This is a genomic window from Desulfovibrio desulfuricans DSM 642 (genome assembly GCF_000420465.1).
GTDB classification, from domain to species: Bacteria; Desulfobacterota; Desulfovibrionia; order Desulfovibrionales; family Desulfovibrionaceae; genus Desulfovibrio; species Desulfovibrio desulfuricans.
The window spans coordinates 15,218-37,193 of record NZ_ATUZ01000014.1 but is presented as its reverse complement, the minus strand read 5'-3'; the positions used below and the strand labels follow the sequence as shown (position 1 = coordinate 37,193).

General features: G+C 59.3%; 21 protein-coding genes. 7 read left to right on the top strand and 14 right to left on the bottom strand.

From position 1 onward, the window contains the following. Positions 1–92 precede the first annotated feature (92 nt). From G449_RS0108345 to G449_RS17790, 3 genes are all read right to left on the bottom strand, one after another. Positions 93–515, bottom strand: a complete 423-nt coding sequence (locus tag G449_RS0108345) for a hypothetical protein (protein ID WP_034605423.1) — start codon at positions 513–515, stop codon at positions 93–95. After that, positions 499–891: an AtpZ/AtpI family protein gene (locus G449_RS0108340; RefSeq protein WP_022658854.1), complete on the bottom strand. Its 393-nt coding sequence runs from the start codon at positions 889–891 to the stop codon at positions 499–501. Before G449_RS0108340 ends, G449_RS0108345 begins: the two co-directional genes overlap by 17 nt. Positions 892–1,058: 167 nt before the next feature. Further along, positions 1,059–2,693 (bottom strand): class I SAM-dependent RNA methyltransferase, encoded by a 1,635-nt coding sequence (locus G449_RS17790; protein WP_022658853.1) that lies wholly within the window; start codon positions 2,691–2,693, stop codon positions 1,059–1,061. Positions 2,694–2,930: 237 nt separating this feature from the next. Between G449_RS17790 and rplU the strand changes: the two genes are divergently transcribed. From rplU to proB, 4 genes are all read left to right on the top strand, one after another. Beyond that, positions 2,931–3,239, top strand: a complete 309-nt coding sequence (gene rplU, locus G449_RS0108330; RefSeq protein ID WP_027180826.1) for a 50S ribosomal protein L21 — start codon at positions 2,931–2,933, stop codon at positions 3,237–3,239. A 132-nt stretch (positions 3,240–3,371) separates the two neighbouring features. Then, positions 3,372–3,641, top strand: coding sequence for a 50S ribosomal protein L27 (rpmA, locus tag G449_RS0108325; protein ID WP_022658851.1), 270 nt, complete (start codon positions 3,372–3,374; stop codon positions 3,639–3,641). A gap of 256 nt (positions 3,642–3,897) precedes the next feature. Further along, positions 3,898–4,998, top strand: coding sequence for a GTPase ObgE (gene obgE, locus G449_RS0108320; protein WP_022658850.1), 1,101 nt, complete (start codon positions 3,898–3,900; stop codon positions 4,996–4,998). Positions 4,999–5,015: 17 nt separating this feature from the next. Continuing rightward, on the top strand, positions 5,016–6,260 hold the full coding sequence (gene proB / locus G449_RS0108315; RefSeq protein ID WP_022658849.1) for a glutamate 5-kinase: 1,245 nt from the start codon (positions 5,016–5,018) through the stop codon (positions 6,258–6,260). A 293-nt stretch (positions 6,261–6,553) separates the two neighbouring features. Here the strand turns inward: proB and G449_RS0108310 are convergent, their stop codons facing one another. Beyond that, a complete protein-coding gene (locus G449_RS0108310; protein ID WP_022658848.1) occupies positions 6,554–7,318 on the bottom strand; it encodes a hypothetical protein in 765 nt (254 codons plus the stop codon). A gap of 322 nt (positions 7,319–7,640) precedes the next feature. Here G449_RS0108310 and G449_RS18450 point away from each other — a divergent pair, with 322 nt between their 5' ends. Continuing rightward, positions 7,641–7,856 (top strand): hypothetical protein, encoded by a 216-nt coding sequence (locus G449_RS18450; RefSeq protein ID WP_159060456.1) that lies wholly within the window; start codon positions 7,641–7,643, stop codon positions 7,854–7,856. Here the strand turns inward: G449_RS18450 and G449_RS0108305 are convergent. Next, positions 7,845–9,392, bottom strand: coding sequence for a lipopolysaccharide biosynthesis protein (locus G449_RS0108305; protein WP_022658847.1), 1,548 nt, complete (start codon positions 9,390–9,392; stop codon positions 7,845–7,847). The two genes, G449_RS18450 and G449_RS0108305, sit on opposite strands and share 12 nt — an antisense overlap. Before the next feature lie 220 nt (positions 9,393–9,612). Here G449_RS0108305 and ilvD point away from each other — a divergent pair, with 220 nt between their 5' ends. Together ilvD and G449_RS0108295 are read left to right on the top strand one after the other, a co-directional pair. After that, the gene (gene ilvD / locus G449_RS0108300) at positions 9,613–11,298 is read left to right on the top strand and encodes a dihydroxy-acid dehydratase (RefSeq protein WP_022658846.1); all 1,686 of its coding nucleotides are present in this window, start codon (positions 9,613–9,615) and stop codon (positions 11,296–11,298) included. 114 nt (positions 11,299–11,412) lie between these two features. Beyond that, complete coding sequence (locus tag G449_RS0108295) at positions 11,413–12,348, top strand: AEC family transporter (protein ID WP_022658845.1); 936 nt, start codon at positions 11,413–11,415, stop codon at positions 12,346–12,348. Positions 12,349–12,481: 133 nt separating this feature from the next. Here the strand turns inward: G449_RS0108295 and G449_RS0108290 are convergent, their stop codons facing one another. From G449_RS0108290 to G449_RS0108250, 9 genes are all read right to left on the bottom strand, one after another. Further along, positions 12,482–13,021, bottom strand: coding sequence for a hypothetical protein (locus tag G449_RS0108290; RefSeq protein WP_022658844.1), 540 nt, complete (start codon positions 13,019–13,021; stop codon positions 12,482–12,484). A gap of 228 nt (positions 13,022–13,249) precedes the next feature. Then, the gene (locus G449_RS0108285; RefSeq protein WP_051135423.1) at positions 13,250–14,110 is read right to left on the bottom strand and encodes an FAD/NAD(P)-binding protein; all 861 of its coding nucleotides are present in this window, start codon (positions 14,108–14,110) and stop codon (positions 13,250–13,252) included. Positions 14,111–14,289: 179 nt separating this feature from the next. Beyond that, positions 14,290–15,375, bottom strand: coding sequence for a 4Fe-4S dicluster domain-containing protein (locus tag G449_RS0108280; RefSeq protein ID WP_022658842.1), 1,086 nt, complete (start codon positions 15,373–15,375; stop codon positions 14,290–14,292). Continuing rightward, positions 15,372–16,820 carry a hydrogenase iron-sulfur subunit gene (locus G449_RS0108275; RefSeq protein ID WP_022658841.1) on the bottom strand — a complete coding sequence of 483 codons (1,449 nt, stop codon included), beginning with the start codon at positions 16,818–16,820 and terminating at the stop codon, positions 15,372–15,374. The genes G449_RS0108280 and G449_RS0108275 overlap by 4 nt, the downstream gene beginning before the upstream one ends. Next, a complete protein-coding gene (locus tag G449_RS0108270) occupies positions 16,808–18,769 on the bottom strand; it encodes a CoB--CoM heterodisulfide reductase iron-sulfur subunit A family protein (RefSeq protein WP_022658840.1) in 1,962 nt (653 codons plus the stop codon). Before G449_RS0108270 ends, G449_RS0108275 begins: the two co-directional genes overlap by 13 nt. Then, positions 18,769–19,701, bottom strand: a complete 933-nt coding sequence (locus G449_RS0108265) for a CoB--CoM heterodisulfide reductase iron-sulfur subunit B family protein (RefSeq protein WP_022658839.1) — start codon at positions 19,699–19,701, stop codon at positions 18,769–18,771. The genes G449_RS0108270 and G449_RS0108265 overlap by 1 nt, the downstream gene beginning before the upstream one ends. After that, positions 19,698–20,279, bottom strand: coding sequence for a 4Fe-4S dicluster domain-containing protein (locus G449_RS0108260; protein WP_022658838.1), 582 nt, complete (start codon positions 20,277–20,279; stop codon positions 19,698–19,700). Before G449_RS0108260 ends, G449_RS0108265 begins: the two co-directional genes overlap by 4 nt. A 119-nt stretch (positions 20,280–20,398) precedes the next feature. Beyond that, on the bottom strand, positions 20,399–20,851 hold the full coding sequence (aroQ, locus tag G449_RS0108255; protein ID WP_027180824.1) for a type II 3-dehydroquinate dehydratase: 453 nt from the start codon (positions 20,849–20,851) through the stop codon (positions 20,399–20,401). Positions 20,852–20,875: 24 nt separating this feature from the next. Continuing rightward, positions 20,876–21,757 (bottom strand): shikimate dehydrogenase family protein, encoded by an 882-nt coding sequence (locus G449_RS0108250; protein WP_022658836.1) that lies wholly within the window; start codon positions 21,755–21,757, stop codon positions 20,876–20,878. Between the last annotated feature and the right edge of the window lie 219 nt (positions 21,758–21,976).

Sequence of the window (21,976 nt, the reverse complement as noted above, 5' to 3'; positions counted from 1 at the left end):
TGCGGGCCATTCCCCAAAATTTGCGGCCTTGGGCATTTGCCTTGCCGTGGTGCGGTTGTTTTGTCCCGGTCTGGCAGTCAGGCCTTGCCGGTTTAGTCTGCCCGGCGTCGCGGTCCACGCGCTGCCAGGGCATAACTTGCCAGAGCGCAAGCTCCGGCTGCGGCCATGCCGCCTACTATGGCGAAAACAGGTGCCTGATACACAATCAGCGAAACATAAAGGAGCGCACCGATTATAACCAGCCGACCCATCCAGCGCACCAGTACTATGCGCAAAAAGGCCGTGCTGTAATCCCCCAGGCCCTTGCGCAGAAAAAAGCGCGCCAATCCCCAAAATGTCCAGGCCATGATGGTCAGGCCCACTCCAAACCAGAAAAACCAGGGTGTGGCCGTAAAGGCCAGCCCGCCGATCAAAAGGCTGCATGCGGCGAGCAAAATTTCGTTACGCAGCAAAACGCGGATAGCCGGGTGATCTATGCCGCGCCGCCAAAGCCAAGCGTCAAGGCTGTGTATCATCAGTTTCAGTCTGCGCACGGCTGTTTGTTTTGCCTTGCCCCGCTGGGGGCGTTTCGCTTTGCTGTTCCGGCACAAGGCCTTTTCGGCGGGCGTCCTGCGCCGCCATTTTGCGCAGCAGGGCTTGGGTGTCGCGATACACGTTCAAAAACCCCGCCGCAATGCCGATGAACAGAAAAACCAGCTTGCCCCATGGGCTGGTGCCAAACCAGTGGTCAATGCCGTAGCCTATGGCAAAACCCACTGCGGGGCCGCTCACCAGATGCAGGCCAATGACCCCTGTGTTGGCCATGGCTTCCATGCCGGTTTGCTGCTGCTTAAGAAAATCCTTGAACGACATAAGGCCTCCGCGCACGTGGCTGGAACCTGTAAGCGTCATGGTCCCCTTAACGCTGTTCAAATTATCACAGGCGACCCGACGCGTCAATGACTTTGGGCGGAAACTTGTGATTACGCTGCATTCCTTATGGGCCATAGACGCGGAAAACTGGCTGTTGATACCAAAAATCGAGCCTCGTGAATATGCAAAAAATGTCTGCCTGCGGCTCAGTCGAACCTGTGCCAGAGGCTCAGGCATTCAAGGTGCGGCGTGTGCGGAAAAAGATCAACCGCTTCAAGCCGCTCCAGGGAATATTTGTTGCGGAGCTGTGCGGCATCTCGTGCCAGCGTAGCCGGGTTGCACGATATATAAAGGATTCTGTCTGGCGCGATCTGCATGAGTGCATCCAGCGCGCGGGGTGAAAGTCCGGCCCTTGGCGGGTCTGCCAGAGCGTCTGATGCCTGCGGGGGGCTGGCTGATTCGCCAAAGCCAGCAGCCTGCCAGCGGCTTGCAGGTTCCAGAGGCGCAAGGCGCTCAAGGTGGTGCACCGCATCCCCTGCCGCGTACTGGCAGTAATTGATGTCATTGTCCTTGGCATTTATGGCGGCGAGCTTCACGGCCCGTCTGTCCTGCTCCAGGCCCAGCAGCGCGGAATAGCTGCGCGCCAGCAACAGGCCCGGTGCGCCGACACCACAATAAAGATCAAGCAGACCGCGGGGGCGGGCGTCCTGAGGGCTCTGCGCCGGGCTGTCAGGCAAAAGCATGCGCTGTGCCGCATGCGCAAGCGCCTGCGCCCCGCCGGTGTTCACCTGAAAGAAGGAAGACGCATCCAGGGTAAAGTTCATGCCAGCAAGGGGCAGAAACAAGCGCGCGGCTGCAGGATTTTCCCGGCCAGTGTCGTCCAGGGTCTGCACGCGTTTTTCGCCAAAAGCAAAGGCATCGGCGGTGGCGCGTTCTTCATGGATAAATGCTGCCAACTGGGGGAATGCCGCCAGAACCTCCCTGCCGAGCATCCTCACGGCAGCGCGCTGCGGGGCATCGCCGGGACTTGTGATGCACAGGGCCCACCAGCGCGGTGTGCGCATGTCCGCCGCAAGGCCGCGCCGCAGCACAAAAAAACGCCAGAACCCATTGGCCGCGACATCGTGAACCGGGATGGCGTGATTTCGCGGAGCGCGCCGGGCAAAGCCGCCACGGCGGCTCTGCTTTTGCTGGCCGTGCGTGGGGCGAATGGGCTGGCTTTGTCGTGTATCGGGCGCTGCGTAGGCGGCAAAGCCGCTTTGCGCCGCCATGTTGCCAACCATGCTGACTATCTGTAGCGCTTCGGGCGGCATGAGGGCGCAGTGCGGCACGGCCACCACATCGCGGCCATTGCGGCGGCGTAGGCCAAGTTTCAGACCTGTTCCGACTTCAGTGTCGTGCCCGAAGGCAAATTCCATTTTATTGCGAAACCGCGTCAGCGCGGGCGACCCGGTGACAGGCGGCAGCATTGATTCAACCTGAGCGCGGTCAAATTTGCCAATGCGGGTCAGGGCGTCCACTGCCAGAGTGCGCTTCCAATAAAGTTGCTGCGCATAGGGCATGGTTTGCAGGGGGCAGCCGCCGCACTCGGCATGGTGGAGGCATATGGGATCGACAGCATCAGGCGCGTTTTTGATCAAGGTTGCGGCTTCCGCATCTATAAAGGAAGGCTTGCGCCGCAAAACGCGCGCGTTCACCCGTTGCCCCGGCAAGGCATTTGCCACAAATACGACAGTGCCCTTGCCGGTATGGATGCCCTCCGGCGCCAGGCGTGCAATGCCGCGCCCATCGTGCGAAAGGGCGGTGATATCGAGCGTGAGCTGTGTGGGTGCTGTGTTCATGCGCCCCACAGATAGCAGCAGGCTTGCGGCTGTGCAAGTGCGGCCGCAAGCGGCAAAGGGAGGGGATGCGTGTGCCGGGGTGCAGAAAGGCGTTGCTCCCTGACATGAAGTTGTGTATTCTCGCCACTCGCGCAAGTCGCGGACTGTTGTAGTGAGTTTTGCAAAAAATTATGCAAAACGCGCTTGACATTTGTCGGCCTGTGGGGCAAATATGCCTTTCTCTTTTTGGAGGTTGATATGTACGCGATTATCGAGACCGGCGGAAAACAGTACCGCGTCGAAGAAGGTTCTAAAGTAGTTGTGGAAAAGCTTGCGGTTCAGGCCGGAAGCGAAATTTCCTTGGACAAGGTGCTGATGGTCGGCGGTGCTGAATGCAAAGTCGGCGCTCCCTATCTTGCCGGGGCCGCCGTTATGGCGGAAGTGGTGGATCACGGGCGCGGCCCCAAGATCAAGGTGTTCAAGCGCTGGCGTCGTAATGACTCGCGCAAGATGCGCGGTCACCGCCAGGATTACACCACCATTCGCGTTAAGAGCATCAACGCCTAGAACCCGGCTTTAGCCGAGGTTCGGCAGGCCGCGGGCATGGTCTGCCAATAGCTCTGCATTCGTGCAGGGCGCGTTGAAAGATATTTACTTTGCCCCGCCGGTCCACAGGGTCGGCGCCCCAGGGAGGCTACCATGGCACATAAGAAAGCAGGCGGCTCTTCGCGCAACGGTCGCGACAGTGAAGGCCAACGCCGCGGCGTAAAGCGTTTTGGCGGTCAGAAGGTTCTGGCTGGCAATATTCTGGTGCGTCAGCTCGGCACTACCGTTTACCCCGGTGTGAACGTGGGCATGGGCAGGGACTTTACCCTGTTCGCCAAAGTGGCCGGCGTTGTGCGCTTTGAGAAGTATCTCCGCAAGCGTCGCGTCCACACGCGAGTGCATGTGGAGGCGGCCGCCGACTAAGCGGCCGCGTGGAATTTGCCGATGAGGGAAGGGGCCGCGAGGCTTCTTCCCTCTCGGTGTTTGTGCTGGGGTATGTGTGGCGAAGGCCACAGACCGAAAAGCAGGCAGCGTGGGCAAGCAGGTGTTTGCCATGTGGCGCTGAACTGCATTGCTGCATACTTTGCGCGGTTTTTTTCGGAACGGCAGCCCCCTTATACATTACGGCGAGCGCCAGCATTGCAGGCGCAGCCGCGCGGACTGACCGCAAGGATATCCCATGCGATTTGTAGATGAAGCTCGAATTCAGGTGCGCGCCGGCAAGGGCGGGCATGGTTGTTTGTCTTTTCGGCGCGAAAAGTTTGTGCCGCGCGGCGGCCCGGACGGTGGCAATGGCGGTGACGGCGGCTCAGTGGTGCTGAAAGCCGATGGCCGTTTGCTGTCATTGTACGATTTTCGGCTCAAGCGCCTTTACGAGGCCCGCAATGGTCGTCCCGGCGAAGGCAGCCAGTGCGATGGCAAAAAAGGCGAAGACATGGTGCTGCACCTGCCGGTGGGTACGCTTGTTTTTGTTGAAGGGCCGGATGGTGAAGAACTGCTGGCAGACCTCAGCGATCCTGAAACGGAAGTAATTGTTGCCTGCGGCGGCCGCGGCGGCAAGGGCAACGAACATTTCAAGTCTTCCACCATGCGCGCACCGCGATTTTGCCAGCCCGGCGAGCCGGGTGAAGAAAAAAATCTGCGCCTTGAACTGAAGATTCTGGCCGATGCCGGTCTTTTGGGCTTGCCCAATGCGGGCAAATCCACCTTTATTTCGCAGGTGTCGGCGGCGCGCCCCAAGATCGCGGCCTATCCCTTCACCACGCTCACGCCCAATCTCGGCGTGATGATTGACGAAGTGGATCCCGACAGGCGCATGGTCATTGCCGACATTCCCGGCCTCATTGAGGGCGCGCACGAAGGTCAGGGGCTTGGACTGCGCTTCCTCAAGCATGTGGAGCGCACACGCTTTCTCGTGCACATTCTCAGCGTGGAAGACGTGGGCGAGGATGACCCCTGGGCGGGCTTTAACCTCATCAATGAGGAACTGTGCCGCTTTGACGAAGAACTGGGAGAGCGTCAGCAGATCGAGGTGGTCAACAAGATCGACCTCATCACCCCCGAGCGCCTGGAAGAGCTGAAAAGCAGGGCCAAAGCCGATGGCCGGAATATCTTCTTTATTTCCGCGCGGGACAACATCGACCTTGAGCCTCTGGTGGAAGAGTTGTGGCGTATGCGTGATGAAACCGCCAGCCACGCGCCTATCCTGCATTTTGCTGATACTGACGGCGATGAGGAAGAGGACTTCCCCGAAATTGAAGTGATCTATACCCGCGAGTAGCGGTCTGTGGAGCATATATGACAGCGCCGACGGAAGACTGGCGGCAGGAACGCGCACGGGTTCTTGCCCAGGCGCGGGTGGTGGTCGTCAAGGTAGGCAGCGCCGTGCTGACCGATGCCCAGGGCCTGAGCATGCCCGTGCTGGAGAATCTGGCCGGGCAGTTGGCGCGGCTGCGCAATCTGCTGCCTGCGGGCGATGCCGCATCCAGCAACGCGGGGGGCGCGGAGCCGCGCCGTCTGGTGCTTGTTTCTTCCGGCGCTGTAGCCGCTGGGCGGGCCGCGCTTGCCACGCGCGGGCATGTGGTTGAAACCACGGGCCTTGCGGCACGTCAGGCTGCGGCAGCAGTGGGGCAGGGGCAGCTCATGCAGAGCTGGGACAAGGTCTTTTTTGCCCACCGCATGCCCACTGCCCAGGTTCTGCTGACCCGGGATGACCTGCGCGCGCGTCAGCGCTTCCTTAATGCTCGCAATACCTTTGCCGAACTGTTGGAATGGGGGGTACTGCCCATTGTCAACGAAAATGACACAGTGTCCATCAGCGAACTGAAGTTCGGCGATAACGACTGCCTTGCAAGCCTTCTGGTCAATCTGACCGGGGCTGATCTTTTCATCAATCTCACTTCCGCCTCGGGCGTGCTGGCTGCCGATCCGCAAAAAGAACCCAACGCTCCCATCATGGATCACATTGAGGATGTGGCGGCCCTCGATCTGGGCCAGCTTTGCGGCGGTAAGACTTCCGTAGGCACGGGCGGTATGTATTCCAAGCTTCTGGCGGCCCGTCGCGCCGCGCAGATTGGCGTGCCAACGCTGATTTTGCCGGGGCGTGAGCCGGAGATCATCACGCGGGCCTTTGCCGCCAGCGGTATTTGCCCGGCTCCACTGGGGCACGAGCCATTTACAGGCGGCACATGGGTTTGCCCTGCGCGGCATGCCATACCGCGCCGCAAATTCTGGCTGGCTTATCAGTCTGATCCGGCGGGCAGTGTGCATGTGGACGCTGGCGCGGCCAAGGCCCTGCTGCACAAGGGCGGCAGCCTCCTGCCCGGCGGTGTGTTCCGCGTTGAGGGCAGTTTTCAGCAGGGCGGGCTGGTACGTGTGCTGCACGAAGGGCAAAGCCTCGGCGTGGGCCTCTCCAATTACAGCACCTCAGACCTGAAAAAAATTATGGGCCTGAAAAGGCACGAAGTCGCAGCTATCCTGGGTGATGCGCACTACCCTGAGGTAATCCACAGGGACAATCTGCTGCTTGATGCGGCAGTGTAAACACAAAGGGCCGGATTTGACTGCCCTCATCAGGGTAGACAGCGATATACCGGCCACCTAGGCTGCATTGCTATACCCCCCCCAGGTAGACAACGTAAAAAAGCGCCACAGGGGAACAAGTACAAAAGCCACTTGTTAAGCCTTTCAGTAAGGGGCCAGCAACAATTGCACGAAGTGCCCTTGGTTGCTGCGCGGGGAGAAATGTAAAAAAATCTCCGGAAGTTTGGCGAATGGGAGCATTGACGGAATATAAACCGATGCATACCCCGAGAAGATTTGCGCAACAACAGTACTCAGGATGTTGTGGAAATAATACTGCCAATATCCCGTAAAAGCGGATCTTCCTCACTCGGCATCGCATCCTGCGCGGCCTTATCAAGAATGTCTGCCTGTTCCACCATGACACTCGCCTCGCTGGTGTAAGACCCGGATAGCGAATCATTCCGACTATAGATCACATCAACTGTATTTATTTGTGTTGAAAGATCACTGATAAGCGCATCTATATCAAGTGAGCCGCTGCTTAAATCTACACTCTTCAAGTAATTCAGATACGACAAATCGTTCAGCGTAAAGGTTGAACTACCGTATCCCATCTGTAGTTTAAAGGTCGAGGATTTTCCATCGCCGCTGACGGTGAGGCGACTGTCATTCGTCCAGCCATTTTTGTCTAACAAAGAAATATTATTGTATTTTGTTCCAGAAACAATTGAGGATAGCTCCCCGGCAAGGGTTGTAAATGCGGCGCCGTTGACGCTGCCCTTGGTCGGGTCAGCCTTTACCTCTTGGGCAAGGGTTAACATCTGGTTCAGGTTGTCGCGCACCGTCGATGTGGACGTTGCAATCAACGTGGCTATATTTGCCCCTTCCGTGGCGTTTTTCGCCCCTTGCCGCAGCATGGATGCATCAGTCCGGATTCGCCCGGTCAAGGCGGCAGCCAGCATTTCTTTGCCGGATGTGTAACTTTGGGGCACTGACTGCGGCAAACCATCCAGCAGAAGGCTCAAGCTGGCCTTCTTTAAATATGTGGCTGTCAAAATATCATCAAAAAAGTCCATTCCGACACCTCGCTTGCGCAGAGTTATGTGCTCCTCTTCTTCTTAACGACATTTTTTTCAAAAAGTTTATCTGAATCCTGCCGCTTCTTGCATGCGGAAGCCACGAATTATGAAGGCTAGTTACCGCGTCCTCCTGTATTACTTTATTTATAGAGCAATTACCTCACGCAAGAAACGCCCCATCGCAACCCCTGCCAATGGGTAGGACTTTAAACCCTGCATGAAGCAGGCCCTACCGGGCGGCAAAGATTAAACCATACAAATTGCTACCATAGCCACCTGCCTCCAAAAAACTCACCGAAGCGTTCACAGGGAAGAGGTTGTGCAGTCAGCAGAAAACCGTCGCTCTGGTAGAAGAACACATACGTTTTTATACTACGGAGAGATTTTAAAAAAGGCTCGGCCAGCTCTTTCCAATAGAATTTTGGAAAAAGCTGGCCGCTTGATTATTCGTCCTGGCTTTTTTGACCTGCCACTTGACGGGGGGCAGATACAGTCCGGCCTTTCTATTTTGTGGGGCGGGGTGTTAGCCGTGTGACCTGGATTTGCTGAACCGGATAAATACTTCGCGCAATTCCTGACGCGAAAAGCCCATCACAGCGGGCATGCCCAGGCAGAGCAGACCGATGGCAGCGGTGTAGATGACGCCGGAAACAAGAAAGCGCGGCAAGGAATCCACATCGCCAATGCCAAGATAGAGCGTAAGCTGGCGGCAGCCAAAGGCCAGCAGCAGCAAAACGGCGAGGCTCCAGATCTGGTGGGCCACGTTGCGCCAGAACTTGAGCGGAATAAAGCGCGAGGCCAGCCAAAGATACACGTTGACGGTGATGACCTGTACGCACACGGTTTTGATCGCCAACCCCACGGCACCGAGGCCAAGGCCGAAATATTCCGGCGGCGCAAGCAGAAACCACGCTGTGCTGAAACCGTAAATGCATTCCAGCGCCGCCATGTTGCGCAGCACCTTGGTGCGGCCCGTGGCGTGAAAAACCGATCCGGCAAGCTGCCCATAGGCCTGATGCAGGGGATAGAGCGCCATGATCTGCACAGGCAGGGTCGCAGCGGCAAACTGCGCGCCGCCGAAAAAGTTCACCAGGGCGGAACCCTCAGCCAGCGTAAAGCACGAAAAATAGGCAGCCACCACGTACAGCAGCGGGGCAAAACGCGTGAGCAGGCGACCCATGGCCTCACGATCGTTATTGCCCCAGGCGATGGAAAGTTCGCGCATGACCAGAGGCGTCATGGCTGAAACAAAAAGAAAGCAGGCCATGCTGACTTTTTGGGAAAGGGCAAAAAAACCCTGTTCCACGCTGCCGTCAAACCATTGCAGCAGCCAGCGCTCGGCTGTGAGGAGCAAAAAGGAGAGCAGGGCCTGCACAAACAGCGGGTGGCTGTAATTGAAAAACTCCCGCCCATAGGCGCGCGTCTGCTCAGGGGTGAGACGAAAGTGCAGGGGAATGCCCGCCTGCCGCCAGTAGGTGCGCGTAACCAGCCAGTAGCCAAGGGCAGTTGCCCCCAGCATGAGGTATTGCTGGGCAAAGAGCGTGTGAATGTTCAGCCCGTCGGCCCAGAACATGAGTCCCAGCAAACCCACCGTGAACAGGGAAACAACGGTGCGCACCATTTCGGAAGAAACAGTTGCGCCCACGGCATCGTTCATGGAGCGCAGCACGCGGCCCCACCATGTCAGAAAAGCCCACAGGGCTGCCAGCGGCGCAAGCCACAGGGGCACATCGGGCATGAGCAGTTCGCCAGCCGCAGGAATTTGCAGCAGGCCTGCGGCCAGCAAAATAATGGCGAATACCGCCACTGTAACGCGCATGTAAAAGCCGATGAGGCCGGTCTCTGCCTGACGGCGCGAAAGGGAATTGTAAAAGCAGGTGGAGGTTCCCATATCCAGAAAGCCGGAAAGCTGCTGGAAGAGGTTGGTGGCAAAGCTGTAATTGCCGTACATCTGCGGCCCGAGTGCGCGGGGCAGAATGGCCTCCATGACAAGGTAGACCGGGACGGAGGCGATATTGGCCACGAGCTTGAATATGTAGCGGCGGGCCAAAGTTGGGGTAGAGCTTTGCATGCCGGGAAATTAGCTCACTTCGGCGGCGCGCTCAAGGGGCTGAGGCCTGTGCGGAAAAAATACCTGCTCAGCCAGGGATTCCCCACATACGGTGCGGCCCCCGGCAGGGCGGCAGGAGGGGCCATGCCGTGTTTACGGGCGTAAAAAATTACCGTACGATTCTCATTCCGATTGCGGGCGCAAGAGGAATGTTTGTTGTTCATACCATAAGGATACCGTCATGGATGATGAAGCACGCAGCAAAAAAATGAAGTCCGGGCTGGAAAAAGCCCCCCACCGCTCCCTGCTCTACGCTCTGGGCCTCACCAGAGAAGAAATGGAACGCCCCCTGGTAGGCATTGTGAACGCAGCCAGCGAGGTCGTTCCTGGGCATATGCACCTGAACAGCCTGGCCGATGCGGTCAAGGCCGGTGTACGTATGTCGGGCGGTACGCCGCTGCAGTTCCCGGCTATTGCCGTGTGCGACGGCCTGGCCATGAACCATGAAGGCATGCGTTTTTCCCTGCCTTCGCGTGAATTCATCGCGGATTCCATTGAAATCATGGCGCGCGGTCACGCCTTTGACGCCCTGGTGTTTATTCCCAACTGCGACAAGTGCGTCCCCGGTATGCTCATGGCCATGATGCGCCTGAACATCCCTTCGGTGCTGGTTTCCGGCGGCCCCATGCTGCCCGGCGACATCGGCCCCGGCAAGCGCGGCGATCTTATCACCGTGTTTGAGGCCGTGGGCAAGGTGCGCAGCGGCGCCATGACCGAAGAAGAGCTGGAATACATGGCCGAACGCGCCTGTCCCGGCTGCGGCGCCTGCGCGGGCATGTTCACGGCCAACTCCATGAACTGCCTGTCTGAAACCATCGGCGTGGCCCTGCCCGGCAACGGCACCATCCCCGCTGTGAGCGGCGCGCGCATCCGCCTTGCCAAAACGGCGGGCATGCGGGTTATGGATCTGCTGCGCAAGAACATCCGCCCGCTGGACATCGTAACGCCCAAGTCTGTTGCTAACGCCGTGGCCGTGGATATGGCCCTTGGCTGCTCCACCAACACCGTGCTTCACCTGCCCGCCGTGTTCGGCGAGGCCGGATTGAAGCTTGGCCTGGAAATTTTTGACGAAGTCAGCAAAAAGAGCCCCAATCTGTGCAAGCTTTCCCCGGCGGGCAAGCATTACATGGTTGATCTGGACAACGCGGGCGGCATCCCTGCCGTCATGACCGAGCTGGACAAGCTGGGCCTCATCAACAAGGACTGCATGACCGCCACGGGCAAGACCGTGGGCGAAAACCTCAAGGACATGAACGCCCGCGTCATGAACCCTGAAGTGATCCGCAGTGTTGAAAATCCCTATTCCAAGCAGGGCGGCATTGCCATTCTGCGCGGCAGCCTTGCCCCCGAGGGCGCTGTGGTCAAGCAGTCTGCCGTTGCCCCCGAAATGATGCGCCGCGATGTTACGGCCCGCGTTTTCGAGTCGGAAGAAGACGCCATGAAGGCCATTCTTGACGGCAAGATCAAGGCCGGGGACGGCGTTGTGATCCGTTACGAAGGCCCGCGCGGCGGCCCGGGCATGCGCGAAATGCTCTCGCCCACGGCGGCTATCACAGGCATGGGCCTTGGCAAGGATGTTGCCCTGCTGACGGACGGCCGTTTCTCCGGCGGCACCAATGGCGCGGCCATCGGGCACATTTCGCCCGAAGCGGCGGACGGTGGTGTTATCGCTCTGGTGCACGAAGGGGATACCATCCATATCGACATTCCCAACCGCAAGCTGGATCTGCTTGTGGACGAGGCCGAGCTTGCCAAGCGGCGCGCCGCCCTTGTGGTGCCCAAAAAGGATTGCCCTTACCCTGTGCTGCGGCGTTATGCCTATCTGGTCAGCTCGGCTGCCAATGGCGGGCGTTACAAGGATATCTAAGCAACTGGCCGAAATGATTCAAAGCCCCCACGTGCCGGATTTGTTTTTGGCACGTGGGGGTTTCTGGCCCCTGGGCCAATATTGCGAAATGGTTATTTGAAAGGATAAAGAGACATGGCGTTTTTGCATGCGCTGGGCGGTGTATTCGGGCTGATGCTGTTGGGCTTTGTGGGTTTCATGCTGGCGGCGCGCAACTGGTTTGGCGCGGAAACCCGTATTGTTCTGCCGCGTCTGATCACCCAGATCGCCCTGCCGCCCTTTCTCATGTACACCATCATGCACTCGTTCCATCGGGACGATCTGATCATGCTGGCAAAGGGGGCGCTGCTGCCGTTGGGCTCTGTGACCCTCACCTTTGCGTTGGCCATTGCGCTTGCCAAGCTGGCCCGCGTCAAAAGGCAGCATTTTGGCCTGTTCTGTGCCAGCGTGGCCAATTCAAACACAATTTTTATTGGTATTCCCGTTAATCTGGCTCTGTTTGGCGAAAGTTCCATCCCCTATGTGCTGCTGTACTATGCTGCCAGCACGGTTTTTTTCTGGACTGTTGGGGTCTATTCAATCACATGTGATATTACTGAAAACAGAGGGAAAATCCCCCTGCGCACCAGGGTCAGGCAAGTGTTTTCCCCGCCTTTCATGGGCTTTATTACGGGCTTGATTCTGACAATGCTGGGCGTTGAACTGCCCGAATTTTTGCAGAACGTCGCCCGCTCGCTGGGCAATCTCACTACGCCGCTGGCCATGATTTTTATTGGTATTTCCATCTACGACATGGGATTGCGCAGTATCAGGATCGGCAAGGATATGGTTCTGCTGGCGATGGGGCGCATGATGCTTGGCCCGCTGGTGATGACTGGCCTGCTGTATTTCTTTCCGGTGCCTGCGCTTATGGGCAAGGTTTTCATCATCCAGGCATCCCTGCCTGTGATGGCCCAGGCGGCTATTTTGAGCGCCCACTACCACACAGACCCTGAATTTGGGGCGCAGGCCGTCAGCCTGACAACGTTGCTCTCCATGATCACCATTCCGCTTTACATGGTTATTTTTTAGAGCAGTCCAGGCATTGCGCCGCCTTCATGCGGAGGTAGCATTTCAATCAGCATGCCTCTTTTTGCCTTTTCTCAAATGCAAAGGCCGCAGATTTTGCAATCTGCGGCCTTCAAATTTTTGTGGAGTGGTTGGGCTACTTGGCGCTTTCAGCCAATACGTCCAGCATGAGGGAATCGGGCTTTTTGCTGCAAGCGTCAAGGTAGGCCTTGAGCGCGTCATCGTTGACAAGCACGGAGGCAGGTTTGCCGCTCTTGCCCCGGTTGTAGCCGTCAAGCCAGATTACAAAGCCGCTGCCGTCATCAGGGTTGGCGGTGTAATCCTTGCACAGGGTCTTGTCTGCGCGCCATGTGCTCTCTGTATCGACAGGAAAGGTCTTGCGGGCTTCCTGCCAAACGGTGGCGACCTTTTTGGTGGGGTCAACCTGGCAGGCGCCGTAAACCTGGCCCAGCATGGGGGCGAGGGTCTCCGGGTCTGCAATGGGGTTGCCCATCTTGGCGCTCACATAGCCGTCAATTTGCAGGCCTTCAAATATGGGCGGCTGGCCCCCCTCGGTCATGGGCTGGGTCACGAGTTCGGCGCAGATATACGTGGAAGGATCAATCTTGTCGTTACCGGCCTGAACAGCCACGGGCAGTCCAAGCATCAGGCAACAGAGAATCAGCGTTTTTTTCATGAATACTCCCTTGTAGAAAGCGTTGTACTTCCTTGACCCACTGCGCCCGTCCTGTCAACTGCCGCCGAATGGATGTGCAGCGACAAAGGCAGCTTGGCTCCGTGGCCTGTGTGATTGTGCAGGCAGAACTCCCCGGGGGCACAAAAAGGGGAGGCTCCATTATGGCTGCCCAAGGACAATCACAAGGGAACCCCCCGCAAACAGACGTATGCTGAATGCCGTGGAATTTTACAGTTCCGGCGGCAGATCCTGCAATTCCTGCCAGGTGAACACGGGGCCGTCCACGCATACGTAGCGGCCGCCGATGTTGCAGCGTCCGCAGATGCCAACGCCGCACTTCATGCGTTTTTCAAGCGTGGTCACGATGTTTTCAGGCGCAAAGTTGAGTTTCTGCAGGGCCTGCACCGTGAACTTGATCATGATGGGCGGGCCGCAGAGCACGGCCACGCAGTTTTTGGGATCAGGGTTCAGTTCCAGCAGCACGTTGGGGATCAGGCCCACCTTGTGCGGCCAACCGTCAAAGGGGGCATCGATGCACAGGGTGCAGTCCAGATCATCGCGGCGCAGCCAGTCTTCTGTTTCATAGCTGAAGGCCATGTCGCGCGGGGAACGCGCGCCATAGAGCAGGCTGACCTTGCCGAAGTCGGCGCGGTGTTCCAGCACGTGCAGCATGATGGTGCGGATGGGGGCCATGCCGATGCCGCCGCCCACAAAGAAGATGTCCTTGCCCTTCCAGTCGGCGTAGGGAAAGTAATTGCCCAGAGGGGCGCGCACGCCCACCTTGTCGCCGGGCGAGAGCCTGTGGATGGCCGAAGTCACTTCGCCCGCCTGCATGACGGAGAACTGGAGGTAGTTCTTCTGCGACGGCGGCGAGTTGATGACAAAGGTGGATTCGCCAGCGCCGAATACGGAGAGCTGACCCACCTGGCCGGGTTCGTAGGTAAAGGATTTCATGGCCGCATCATCGTCCAGCACCACGCGCAGGGTCTTGATGTTGCCGGTTTCCTGTATGACTTCGGCCACGGTGGCGGGCATGGGCAGGTAGGGGTTGCCCTGCATCATGGGACGGGCCGTGATTTCGCGCAGCATGCCGCCGTCGGGCGCGGGCTTGAGGCCCGGCTTGGCGGCTGGCTTGGCGGCGGCAGTTGGCTTGGTATCCACAGCGGGTTCTGCCTTTGCAGCGGCCTTTTCAGGCGCGGCGGTATTTTGGGGCTCAGTCTTGGGGGTAGTGGCTTTGCCGGTAGTTTTCTTGGTTGCCATGTCTGCTCCTACTTGTCCGTGGACTTCTTGTCATCGTTGCCGTCTTCGATGGCGGCCAGCACGATGGAGCGGATGTCCAGACAGACGGGGCAATTGCTGATGCAACGGCCACAGCCGCTGCACGAGAACGAACCCCAGTTTTCAGGATAGGTGGAGTACTTGTGCGAAACGCGGTTGCGCATGCGGAATGCCTTGAGCATGCGCGGGTTATGGCCGCTGGCCTCGCGGGTGAACAGCGAGGACATGCAGTTGTCCCAGCTGCGCAGACGGCGGCCACCTTTTTCGCTCAGTCCTTCGCCTTCGTCGGTGATGGTGAAGCAGTAGCAGGTGGGGCAAAAGTAGGTGCAGGCCCCGCAGGAGAGGCAGCGGTCGGTCTGATCCTGCCAGAACTGCGTGTCGTTAAAGCGGGCAGCCACCTTTTCGGGCGCGTTCTTGATATTGGGGGCAGGTACAAGGCTGGCCCAGGCTTCCTTGCGGGCGGCTTCCGCCTTGGGGAAAAGCTCGGCCCCTTCCGCGAGGGAAGACGCAGCCAGCAGTTCCTCGCCCTTGGGCGTGATGGCTTGCAGCACATAGCCGCCCTCGATCTCGGTCATGAGCACGTCCGAGCCTTCGGGGGAGGTTGGGCCGCCGCCAACCCAGTGGCAGAAGCAGGTGTTGCAGCCGCTGCCGCAGGTGAGCGTAACCACCGTGAGCTGCTCGCGTCGTGCCTTGTAGTAAGGATCGGCGTAAGGGCCCTTGAGGTAGGGGCGGTCAAGCACCACGTAGCCCCGCGCATCGCAGGGGCGGCAGGCAAAAACCACGGTGGGCTGAGCCTCGGGCTTGTCGTCCAGGCTCATGGTGACGCGTTCGAGGTTTTCAGGGTCCTTGGTTTTTTTGTAGCGCACAAGGGTTTCGCACTGGGGCAGCACGGCCTCCTTGGCTGGCACGGTGGCCTTTTCCAGGGTGAAGGGCTTGCCTTCCTGCCACGGCTCAAAGACGACCGAGCGCTTGTTGGCGGGCTTTTCTACCGGCACCAGCACACGGCGGCCATTCTGTGAGAGGTAGGCAAGAAACGCGGGCAAGCCGTCAGGGGTAACAAAGCGGATCATGCTCATTTCCAGTCCCTCTCATGAATGTTCTTTTCAACCACTTCATAGCCCAGCAGGGGCGGCACTTCGTCCGGATTGAGGCCGGGCTGGTAGCCGTCAAAAAGCTGGGCCACAGCGCGGGCAATCTGCTGCCGCAGGGCCAGGATGGGAATACCCACGGGGCAGGCGCGCTGGCATTCGCCGCAGCCTGTGCAGCGGCCAGCCAGATGCATGGCGTGGATGGTCTGGAAGAAGAGTTTTTCCTTGGCGCTGTCTTCCTGCGTCATCCAGTGCGGGTCGCGGCTGTCGGATACGCAGTAGTCGCGGCACACGCACATGGGGCAGGCATTGCGGCAGGCGTAGCAGCGCAGGCAGCGATCCATCTGGCCGCGCCAGAAGGCGAGCCGTTCGTCCAGAGTCATGGAATCGAGCAGGGCCAGTTCCGGCGGGGTGCCCGCCGCGCCGTCAACCTTGACGGGCTGGCCAAGCAGGGTGTCGGCCAGCACTGCCGAAGGCGTGGTGCAGCCGTAGCACTTGCCCTGTGCGTAGTCCGTCATGCAGAAGCGGTGATCCTTGCCGTCGGCGGTGATGGTCACACCAGCCTCGTCATAGGTCACGCCGTCGATCTTGGTGTAGCGGCCCAGATCCTGATTGACGCGGGCCATGTCCAGCGTGCCTTCGCAGGGCAGGGCAAAGATGGTCACATCTTCGCGGCGGATCAGGTTTTCCTGAAGCAATTCAACCACGGAGCGGGAATCGCAGCCCTTGACCACAATGCCCACCTTCTTGCCCTTGAACGAGGGCAGATACACGGCGGGATTGTTGACGTTAAAGGGCCCCCACACCAGCTTGTCCACGTCCTCGGGGGTCTTCATGAACAGGGGCACGGTGTGCGCGGCGTCATAGCCCTGCTGCCAGCCGAGCACGCAGTCCAGCTCGGGCAGCTTGGCCTTGATGGCTTCTTTCAGGTCGGCAAGGGCGGCGTTCTGCCCTGTGCCAAGGGAGCGCAGGGAGGTCAGCGCCATGTCGGCGATTTTGAGCAGCGGTTCGGGATCTTCCAGCTTGGGCGCGGGGCCGAGCTTGTGGATGCGATCGGTAAAGACCGTGACCACCTGCTGCCAGCGCTGGCCTTCGGAGGCCGAAACCCATGTGTATTCAAAGCGGCGTTCGTCAATGCCCAGCACGGGCAGGAACTGCTTGAGCACCTCAAGGCGGCGGCGGGCGTAGAAGTTGCCCGCGGCGTAGTGGCAGTCGCGCGGGTGGCAGCCGGAAACCAGCACGCCGTCCGCGCCGTTGAGCAGCGCCTTGACGATGAACAGCGGGTCAATACGGCCCGAGCAGGGAACACGGATGACGCGCAGGTCTGTGGGCTGGGTGGCACGGGCCACACCGGCAGTATCCGCGCCGCCATACGAACACCAGTTGCAGAGAAAACCTACAATTCTCAGTTCTTTGCCGTTTAGCACTGGCATAAGGCGTTTACCTCCGCAAGGATCTGGTTGTCAGTAGCGTGTGAAAGCTGGATGGCCCCCTGCGGACAGGTGGACGTACACAGGCCGCAGCCCTGGCACACGGTCTCGATGACCTGAGCCTTGCCCTCGCCCCGGATCTCCACTTCCTTGATGGCTCCGAAGGGGCAGCAGCGGATGCACTTGCCGCAGTTGACGCAGCGGCGGATGTCCACCTGGGCGATCTGCGGGTCGCTTTCAAGCTTGTCCTTGGAGAAGAGCGCCAGCACCTTGGCCGCAGCGGCGGAACCCTGGGCCACGGAGGCGGGAATGTCCTTGACCCCCTGGCATACGCCCGCCAGATACACACCAGCGGTATTGGTTTCCACAGGCTTGAGCTTGACGTGGCTTTCCATGAAGAAGCCGTAGCTGTCGTAGGAGATACGCAGCTTTTCCGCCAGCTGGGGCGAGCCCTTGCTGGCCTCGACGCCCACGGCAAGCACCACCAGATCGGCCTTGATTTCCACGGGCTGGCCCAGCAGGGTATCCACGCCCATGACCGTCATCTGGCCGTTGCCATCGGGATAAATCTGCGACACGCGGCCACGGATGTATTCCGTACCGTATTCTTCCATGGCGCGGCGGGTAAACTCGTCGTACATTTTCCCTGGCGCGCGGATGTCCATGTAGAAGACAAAGGACTTGGAATCGGGAATGTGATCCTTGGTCAGAATGGCCTGCTTGGCCGTGTACATGCAGCAGAAGCCCGAGCAGTAGGGACGGCCCACGGATTTGTCGCGCGAGCCGACGCACTGCACAAAGACGATATTCTTGGGTTCCCTGCCGTCAGAGGGGCGCTTCACGTGCCCGCCCGTGGGGCCGGATGCGGAGAGCAGGCGCTCGTATTGCAAGGAAGTGATAACGTCGGGGTAAGCGCCGCCGCCGTATTCCTTGTACACGGTCCAGTCCATGAGGTCATAACCGGTGGCGGCAACAATGCTGCCCACTTCTTCGGTGATGACTTCATCTTCCATGTCGTACTTGATGGCCCCTGTGGGGCACACCTTGGCGCACACGCCGCACTTGCCCTTGAGAAGCTGGCGGCAGAATTGCGGATTGATGACGGCCTTCTTGGGGATGGCCTGCGGAAAGGCAATGGTGATTGCCGTGGTGTTGCCCGTAAGTTCATTGAAGGTATCGGGCGTTTTCTTGGCCGGGCATTTCTCTGTGCATGCGCCGCAGCCTGTGCACAGGCTCCAGTCCACATAGGTGGTGCGCTTGCGGATTTTGACCGTAAAGTTGCCCACATAACCCGAAACGTCTTCCACTTCGGAATAGGCATAGAGCGTGATGTTGGAGTGCTGAGCCACGTCCACCATTTTGGGGCCGAGAATACAGGCCGAGCAGTCAACGGTGGGGAAGGTTTTGTCCAGCTTTGCCATCTTGCCGCCGATGGTCGCATCGCGTTCCACCAGCACCACCTGAATGCCGCCGTCGGCGCAGTCAAGCGCGGCCTGAATGCCAGCCACGCCGCCGCCGATCACAAGCACGCGCTTGTTGACGTCAAAGCTCTTGGCCAGCAGGGGCTTGTTGTTGCGCAGCTTTTCCACCGCAAGCTGCACCAGTTCGGCAGCCTTGTTGGTGTTGGCTTCCATGTCTTTGCCTATCCACGAAACATGCTCGCGGATGTTGGCCATTTCAAGCATGTAGCGGTTCAGCCCCGCGCGTTCCACCGTGCGGCGGAAGGTGGGTTCGTGCATGCGCGGCGAGCAGGAGGCAACAACCACGCCGTCAAGCTTGTGCTCGTGGATGGCGGCCTCAATGGCCGCCTGCCCCGGTTCGGCGCAGGTGTACATGGGGTCGTCGGCATAGACCACGTCCGGATAGGTGCGGGCAATGGCCGCCACCTGGGCGCAGTCGACAGTTCCGGCGATGTTGCTGCCGCAGTGGCAGATAAAGACGCCTATTCTCATTACCTGCCTCCTTCAGCGGCCTTGGCCTTCTGCTCTGTGGGTTTGGCCGCTTCCTCGCGGCGCAGCTCGCCCAGTTTGCGGATAAGTCCGTTGGGGCTCACGCACAGCTTGTTCAGGCCCAGTTCTTCTTCCGGCAGATCAAAGGCAATGCCCATCATCTGGGTGAAGTAGAGCACCGGCATGCGGAACTTGGTGTCCATGGCCGCGCTGGCCTGATCCTGGCGCAGGTCAAGGTTCATCTGGCAGAGAGGACAGGCCACTACGATGGCGTCCGCGCCGAGGCGGGTTGCCAGCTCGAGGATGCGGCCCGAATTTTTGGCTGTCATGGGGCGTTCGGGAATGCCGAACGATGCGCCGCAACAGGCTGTCTTGAGCGGAAAATCAAGCATCTCCGCGCCGCAGGCAGACATCATTTCTTCCATGAGCGTGGGATTTTCGGGGTCGCCAAAGTTCATGACTTCCGCCGGGCGGCTCATAAGACAGCCGTAGTAGGCCACGAGCTTGAGTCCCTTGAGGCTCTGGCGCACGCGGGCGGCGATGGCGTCCATTTCCATCTGCGCGGCAATGCCCTGCATGACGGAGGTGACAGGCGGAAACTGCTTGGCGGAGGGGCCGTCCAGCAGTTCGTCAACCCGGCTGCGGAAGGCGGGATTTTCCATGCGCTTGGCAGCCATGCGCAGGTTGGAAAGGCAGCTGGGGCAAGGCGTCAGCAGAACTTCGGCTTTTTGCTGGGCGGCAATATCAAGATTGCGCACACACAGGGCGGCGGAAAGTTCCGTATCCACGGCATGGGCCGGGGTGGAGCCGCAGCAGTTCCAGTCTGGAATATCCACAAGTCTCATGTCCAGGGCTTTGCACACAGCCTGGGTGGACATTTCGTAATCTTTTGAAGACCCCCTGGCGGAGCAGCCGGGGTAGTAGGCAAAATTCATGGGCGCACCCCCTCGCGCTTGGCGCGTTCCTTGTAGCGCGTAAAGATACGGGTAACCGGCCCTGCCCCGCCCGGCAGAATGTGGGGCTTGAGTCCCAGCTTGCCCTTTTTGAGGGCTTCGGGCGCGAGGTCTACGTCGGTAAACACGCGTAGCGAGCGCATCATGTAGAGTGCCATGGTGCCGATTTCGTGGGTGCGGCCAAAGGTGCGCACCGTATCCAGGAAGGAAAACCAGAACTTTTCCACCTTGGGAACGGCCACGCGGCCTTCCTTGCGGGCCATGTGGCGCAGGGTCTCCATGACTCCGGCCACGTCAATGTTGTTGGGACACCGCTGGCTACAGGTAGAACAGGACAGGCACATCCAGATGGAACGCGAATCAAGTACCGCGTCCTTCAAGCCCAACTGTACCGCCCGCATGATCTGGTTGACCTGCATGTCGTAAACGAACCCTGCGGGACAGCCGGCAGTACAATTGCCGCACTGATAGCAGGTGGACACTTTTTGCCCGCTGTGCGCATCCACTTCCTCCGTAAAGGCGGGGTCGCGCAGGCGGTTCAGGTTAATGGCTTCGTTCATGGGAACTCTCTGGTTAGAAGCTGATGGGGTGCCGCTGTGACAAGACTATCTACAACGCTACAGCAGAAAAAGTCAAAAATCTAGGCTCGCACCCCAGCAAATTATATACTGCGTCTTTACTACGCTTTGGCTGCGGCTTTAGCCGCCAGCGATTGCGCGGCTCGCAGGCCGAGAAGGTAACTCTCAACGCCGAATCCGCACACGCTGCCCGCGCACACTGGCGACAGCACAGAATGGTGCCGGAATGCCTCGCGCGCGTGAACATTGGACATGTGAACCTCCACCACAGGCACAGGCAGAATGGCCAGGGCATCAGCAATGGCATAGCTGTAGTGGGTCCATGCGCCAGCATTGATGGCCACTGCGTCAACGTCCTCGCCAAGCGCCTGGTGAATGCGCTCCACCATCAGGCCCTCGTGGTTGGTCTGAAAGCATTCCACAGTCGCGCCCAGCTCCTGGGCAAGCGATTGCAGAGCTGCGTCAATGTCCGCCAGGGTGGCCGTGCCGTACTGTGCAGGGTCGCGTTTGCCAAACATGTTCAGATTGACGCCGTGCAGCACCAGAATTCGCATGGAAGCCTCGCTTTTCATGTCGGTTTATTGGGGCTGTTGCCCAAGGGCGGCCTCAAGGGCGCGGCGTGATTCGGGCGGCAGGCCCTGCCCCGTCCAGAGGCGGAACTGCGCGTCGCCCTGACCAAAAAACATTTCAAGGCCCGATATGCAGCAACGGCCAGCCGCGCGGGCCTCGCGCAGAAAACGGGTTTCGAGGGGGTTGTACACAATATCGTAGGCAATGGGTGTTGCCTTGGCAGCGCCCTCTGCGGAAAGTGGCGCAGCCTGTGAAAAATCATAGGGGGTGTCATCCTCCGCCTTGCCGCGCATGCCAAGGGGAGTGGTGTTGACCACCAGCAGGGCCGAAGGCTCGTGCCGGTCTTTCCACAGCAGGGGGGTAAGGCCGAATTCTTCGGCCAGCGGCATGTGCGATTTATCGGAAGGCGTGGCCACAAAGATTCTGGCAGGGCGCTTTGCATTTTCCGGCGATGCAAGACCTGCGGCAACGGCCCGGGCAGCGCCGCCCGCACCCAGCAGCAGCACATCCGCCCCGTCAAGAGGCATATCTGCAAGCGGAGCCATGAATCCGGCCACATCGGTGTTTTCGCCGCAAAGGCGGTAGCCCTTCCAGTAAATGGTATTGGCCGCGCCCACCTGACGTGCAAGGGGGCTGATTTCGTCCAGCAGGGGCAAAAGACCAACCTTGTGCGGGATGGTCACAGAACAACCGCGAATATCAAGCAGACGTACACTTTCCACAAAGGCGGGCAGTTTTTCGGGCGGCACTTCCCATTTCTGGTACAGTGCGTTGATGCCCAGCGTCCGGAAACCCGTATTGTGCAACAGGGGCGAAAGTGTCTGGGCCAGCGGCCAACCGGTGACGCCATAGAGAGCGGTACCATTGGTGGAGGATGCTGCGGCGCTCATGCGGGGTGCTCTCCTGCGGGAAAGTGCGGCAAAAAGGTGTTTCTTTACAGGGTGATCCACATCTTGAGGCAACACTGTACCCTATGGGGCTGTACGGAGCAATGCTGCTGCGTCCGGATCGCCCGGATAACCAAAGTGTTTAAATATGGTATGGGTGCATCTGTCACGCAGCGGTATCCTGCCAGAAATACAAAAGGCCCCGGTTATGCCGGGGCCGGA

What these genes read in the sequence shown, in the direction of transcription:
- obgE (WP_022658850.1), top strand. Translation starts at nt 3,898, where the DNA reads ATGCGATTTGTAGATGAAGCTCGAATTCAGGTGCGCGCCGGCAAGGGC.
- G449_RS0108265 (WP_022658839.1), bottom strand. Translation starts at nt 19,701, where the DNA reads ATGAATTTTGCCTACTACCCCGGCTGCTCCGCCAGGGGGTCTTCAAAA.
- G449_RS0108340 (WP_022658854.1), bottom strand. Translation starts at nt 891, where the DNA reads ATGACGCTTACAGGTTCCAGCCACGTGCGCGGAGGCCTTATGTCGTTC.
- rpmA (WP_022658851.1), top strand. Translation starts at nt 3,372, where the DNA reads ATGGCACATAAGAAAGCAGGCGGCTCTTCGCGCAACGGTCGCGACAGT.
- G449_RS0108260 (WP_022658838.1), bottom strand. Translation starts at nt 20,279, where the DNA reads ATGAACGAAGCCATTAACCTGAACCGCCTGCGCGACCCCGCCTTTACG.
- G449_RS17790 (WP_022658853.1), bottom strand. Translation starts at nt 2,693, where the DNA reads ATGAACACAGCACCCACACAGCTCACGCTCGATATCACCGCCCTTTCG.
- G449_RS0108270 (WP_022658840.1), bottom strand. Translation starts at nt 18,769, where the DNA reads ATGAGAATAGGCGTCTTTATCTGCCACTGCGGCAGCAACATCGCCGGA.
- G449_RS0108310 (WP_022658848.1), bottom strand. Translation starts at nt 7,318, where the DNA reads ATGGACTTTTTTGATGATATTTTGACAGCCACATATTTAAAGAAGGCC.
- proB (WP_022658849.1), top strand. Translation starts at nt 5,016, where the DNA reads ATGACAGCGCCGACGGAAGACTGGCGGCAGGAACGCGCACGGGTTCTT.
- ilvD (WP_022658846.1), top strand. Translation starts at nt 9,613, where the DNA reads ATGGATGATGAAGCACGCAGCAAAAAAATGAAGTCCGGGCTGGAAAAA.
- rplU (WP_027180826.1), top strand. Translation starts at nt 2,931, where the DNA reads ATGTACGCGATTATCGAGACCGGCGGAAAACAGTACCGCGTCGAAGAA.
- aroQ (WP_027180824.1), bottom strand. Translation starts at nt 20,851, where the DNA reads ATGCGAATTCTGGTGCTGCACGGCGTCAATCTGAACATGTTTGGCAAA.
- G449_RS0108295 (WP_022658845.1), top strand. Translation starts at nt 11,413, where the DNA reads ATGGCGTTTTTGCATGCGCTGGGCGGTGTATTCGGGCTGATGCTGTTG.
- G449_RS0108280 (WP_022658842.1), bottom strand. Translation starts at nt 15,375, where the DNA reads ATGAGCATGATCCGCTTTGTTACCCCTGACGGCTTGCCCGCGTTTCTT.
- G449_RS0108305 (WP_022658847.1), bottom strand. Translation starts at nt 9,392, where the DNA reads ATGCAAAGCTCTACCCCAACTTTGGCCCGCCGCTACATATTCAAGCTC.
- G449_RS0108285 (WP_051135423.1), bottom strand. Translation starts at nt 14,110, where the DNA reads ATGCTGCGCGAAATCACGGCCCGTCCCATGATGCAGGGCAACCCCTAC.
- G449_RS0108275 (WP_022658841.1), bottom strand. Translation starts at nt 16,820, where the DNA reads ATGCCAGTGCTAAACGGCAAAGAACTGAGAATTGTAGGTTTTCTCTGC.
- G449_RS0108290 (WP_022658844.1), bottom strand. Translation starts at nt 13,021, where the DNA reads ATGAAAAAAACGCTGATTCTCTGTTGCCTGATGCTTGGACTGCCCGTG.
- G449_RS0108345 (WP_034605423.1), bottom strand. Translation starts at nt 515, where the DNA reads ATGATACACAGCCTTGACGCTTGGCTTTGGCGGCGCGGCATAGATCAC.
- G449_RS0108250 (WP_022658836.1), bottom strand. Translation starts at nt 21,757, where the DNA reads ATGAGCGCCGCAGCATCCTCCACCAATGGTACCGCTCTCTATGGCGTC.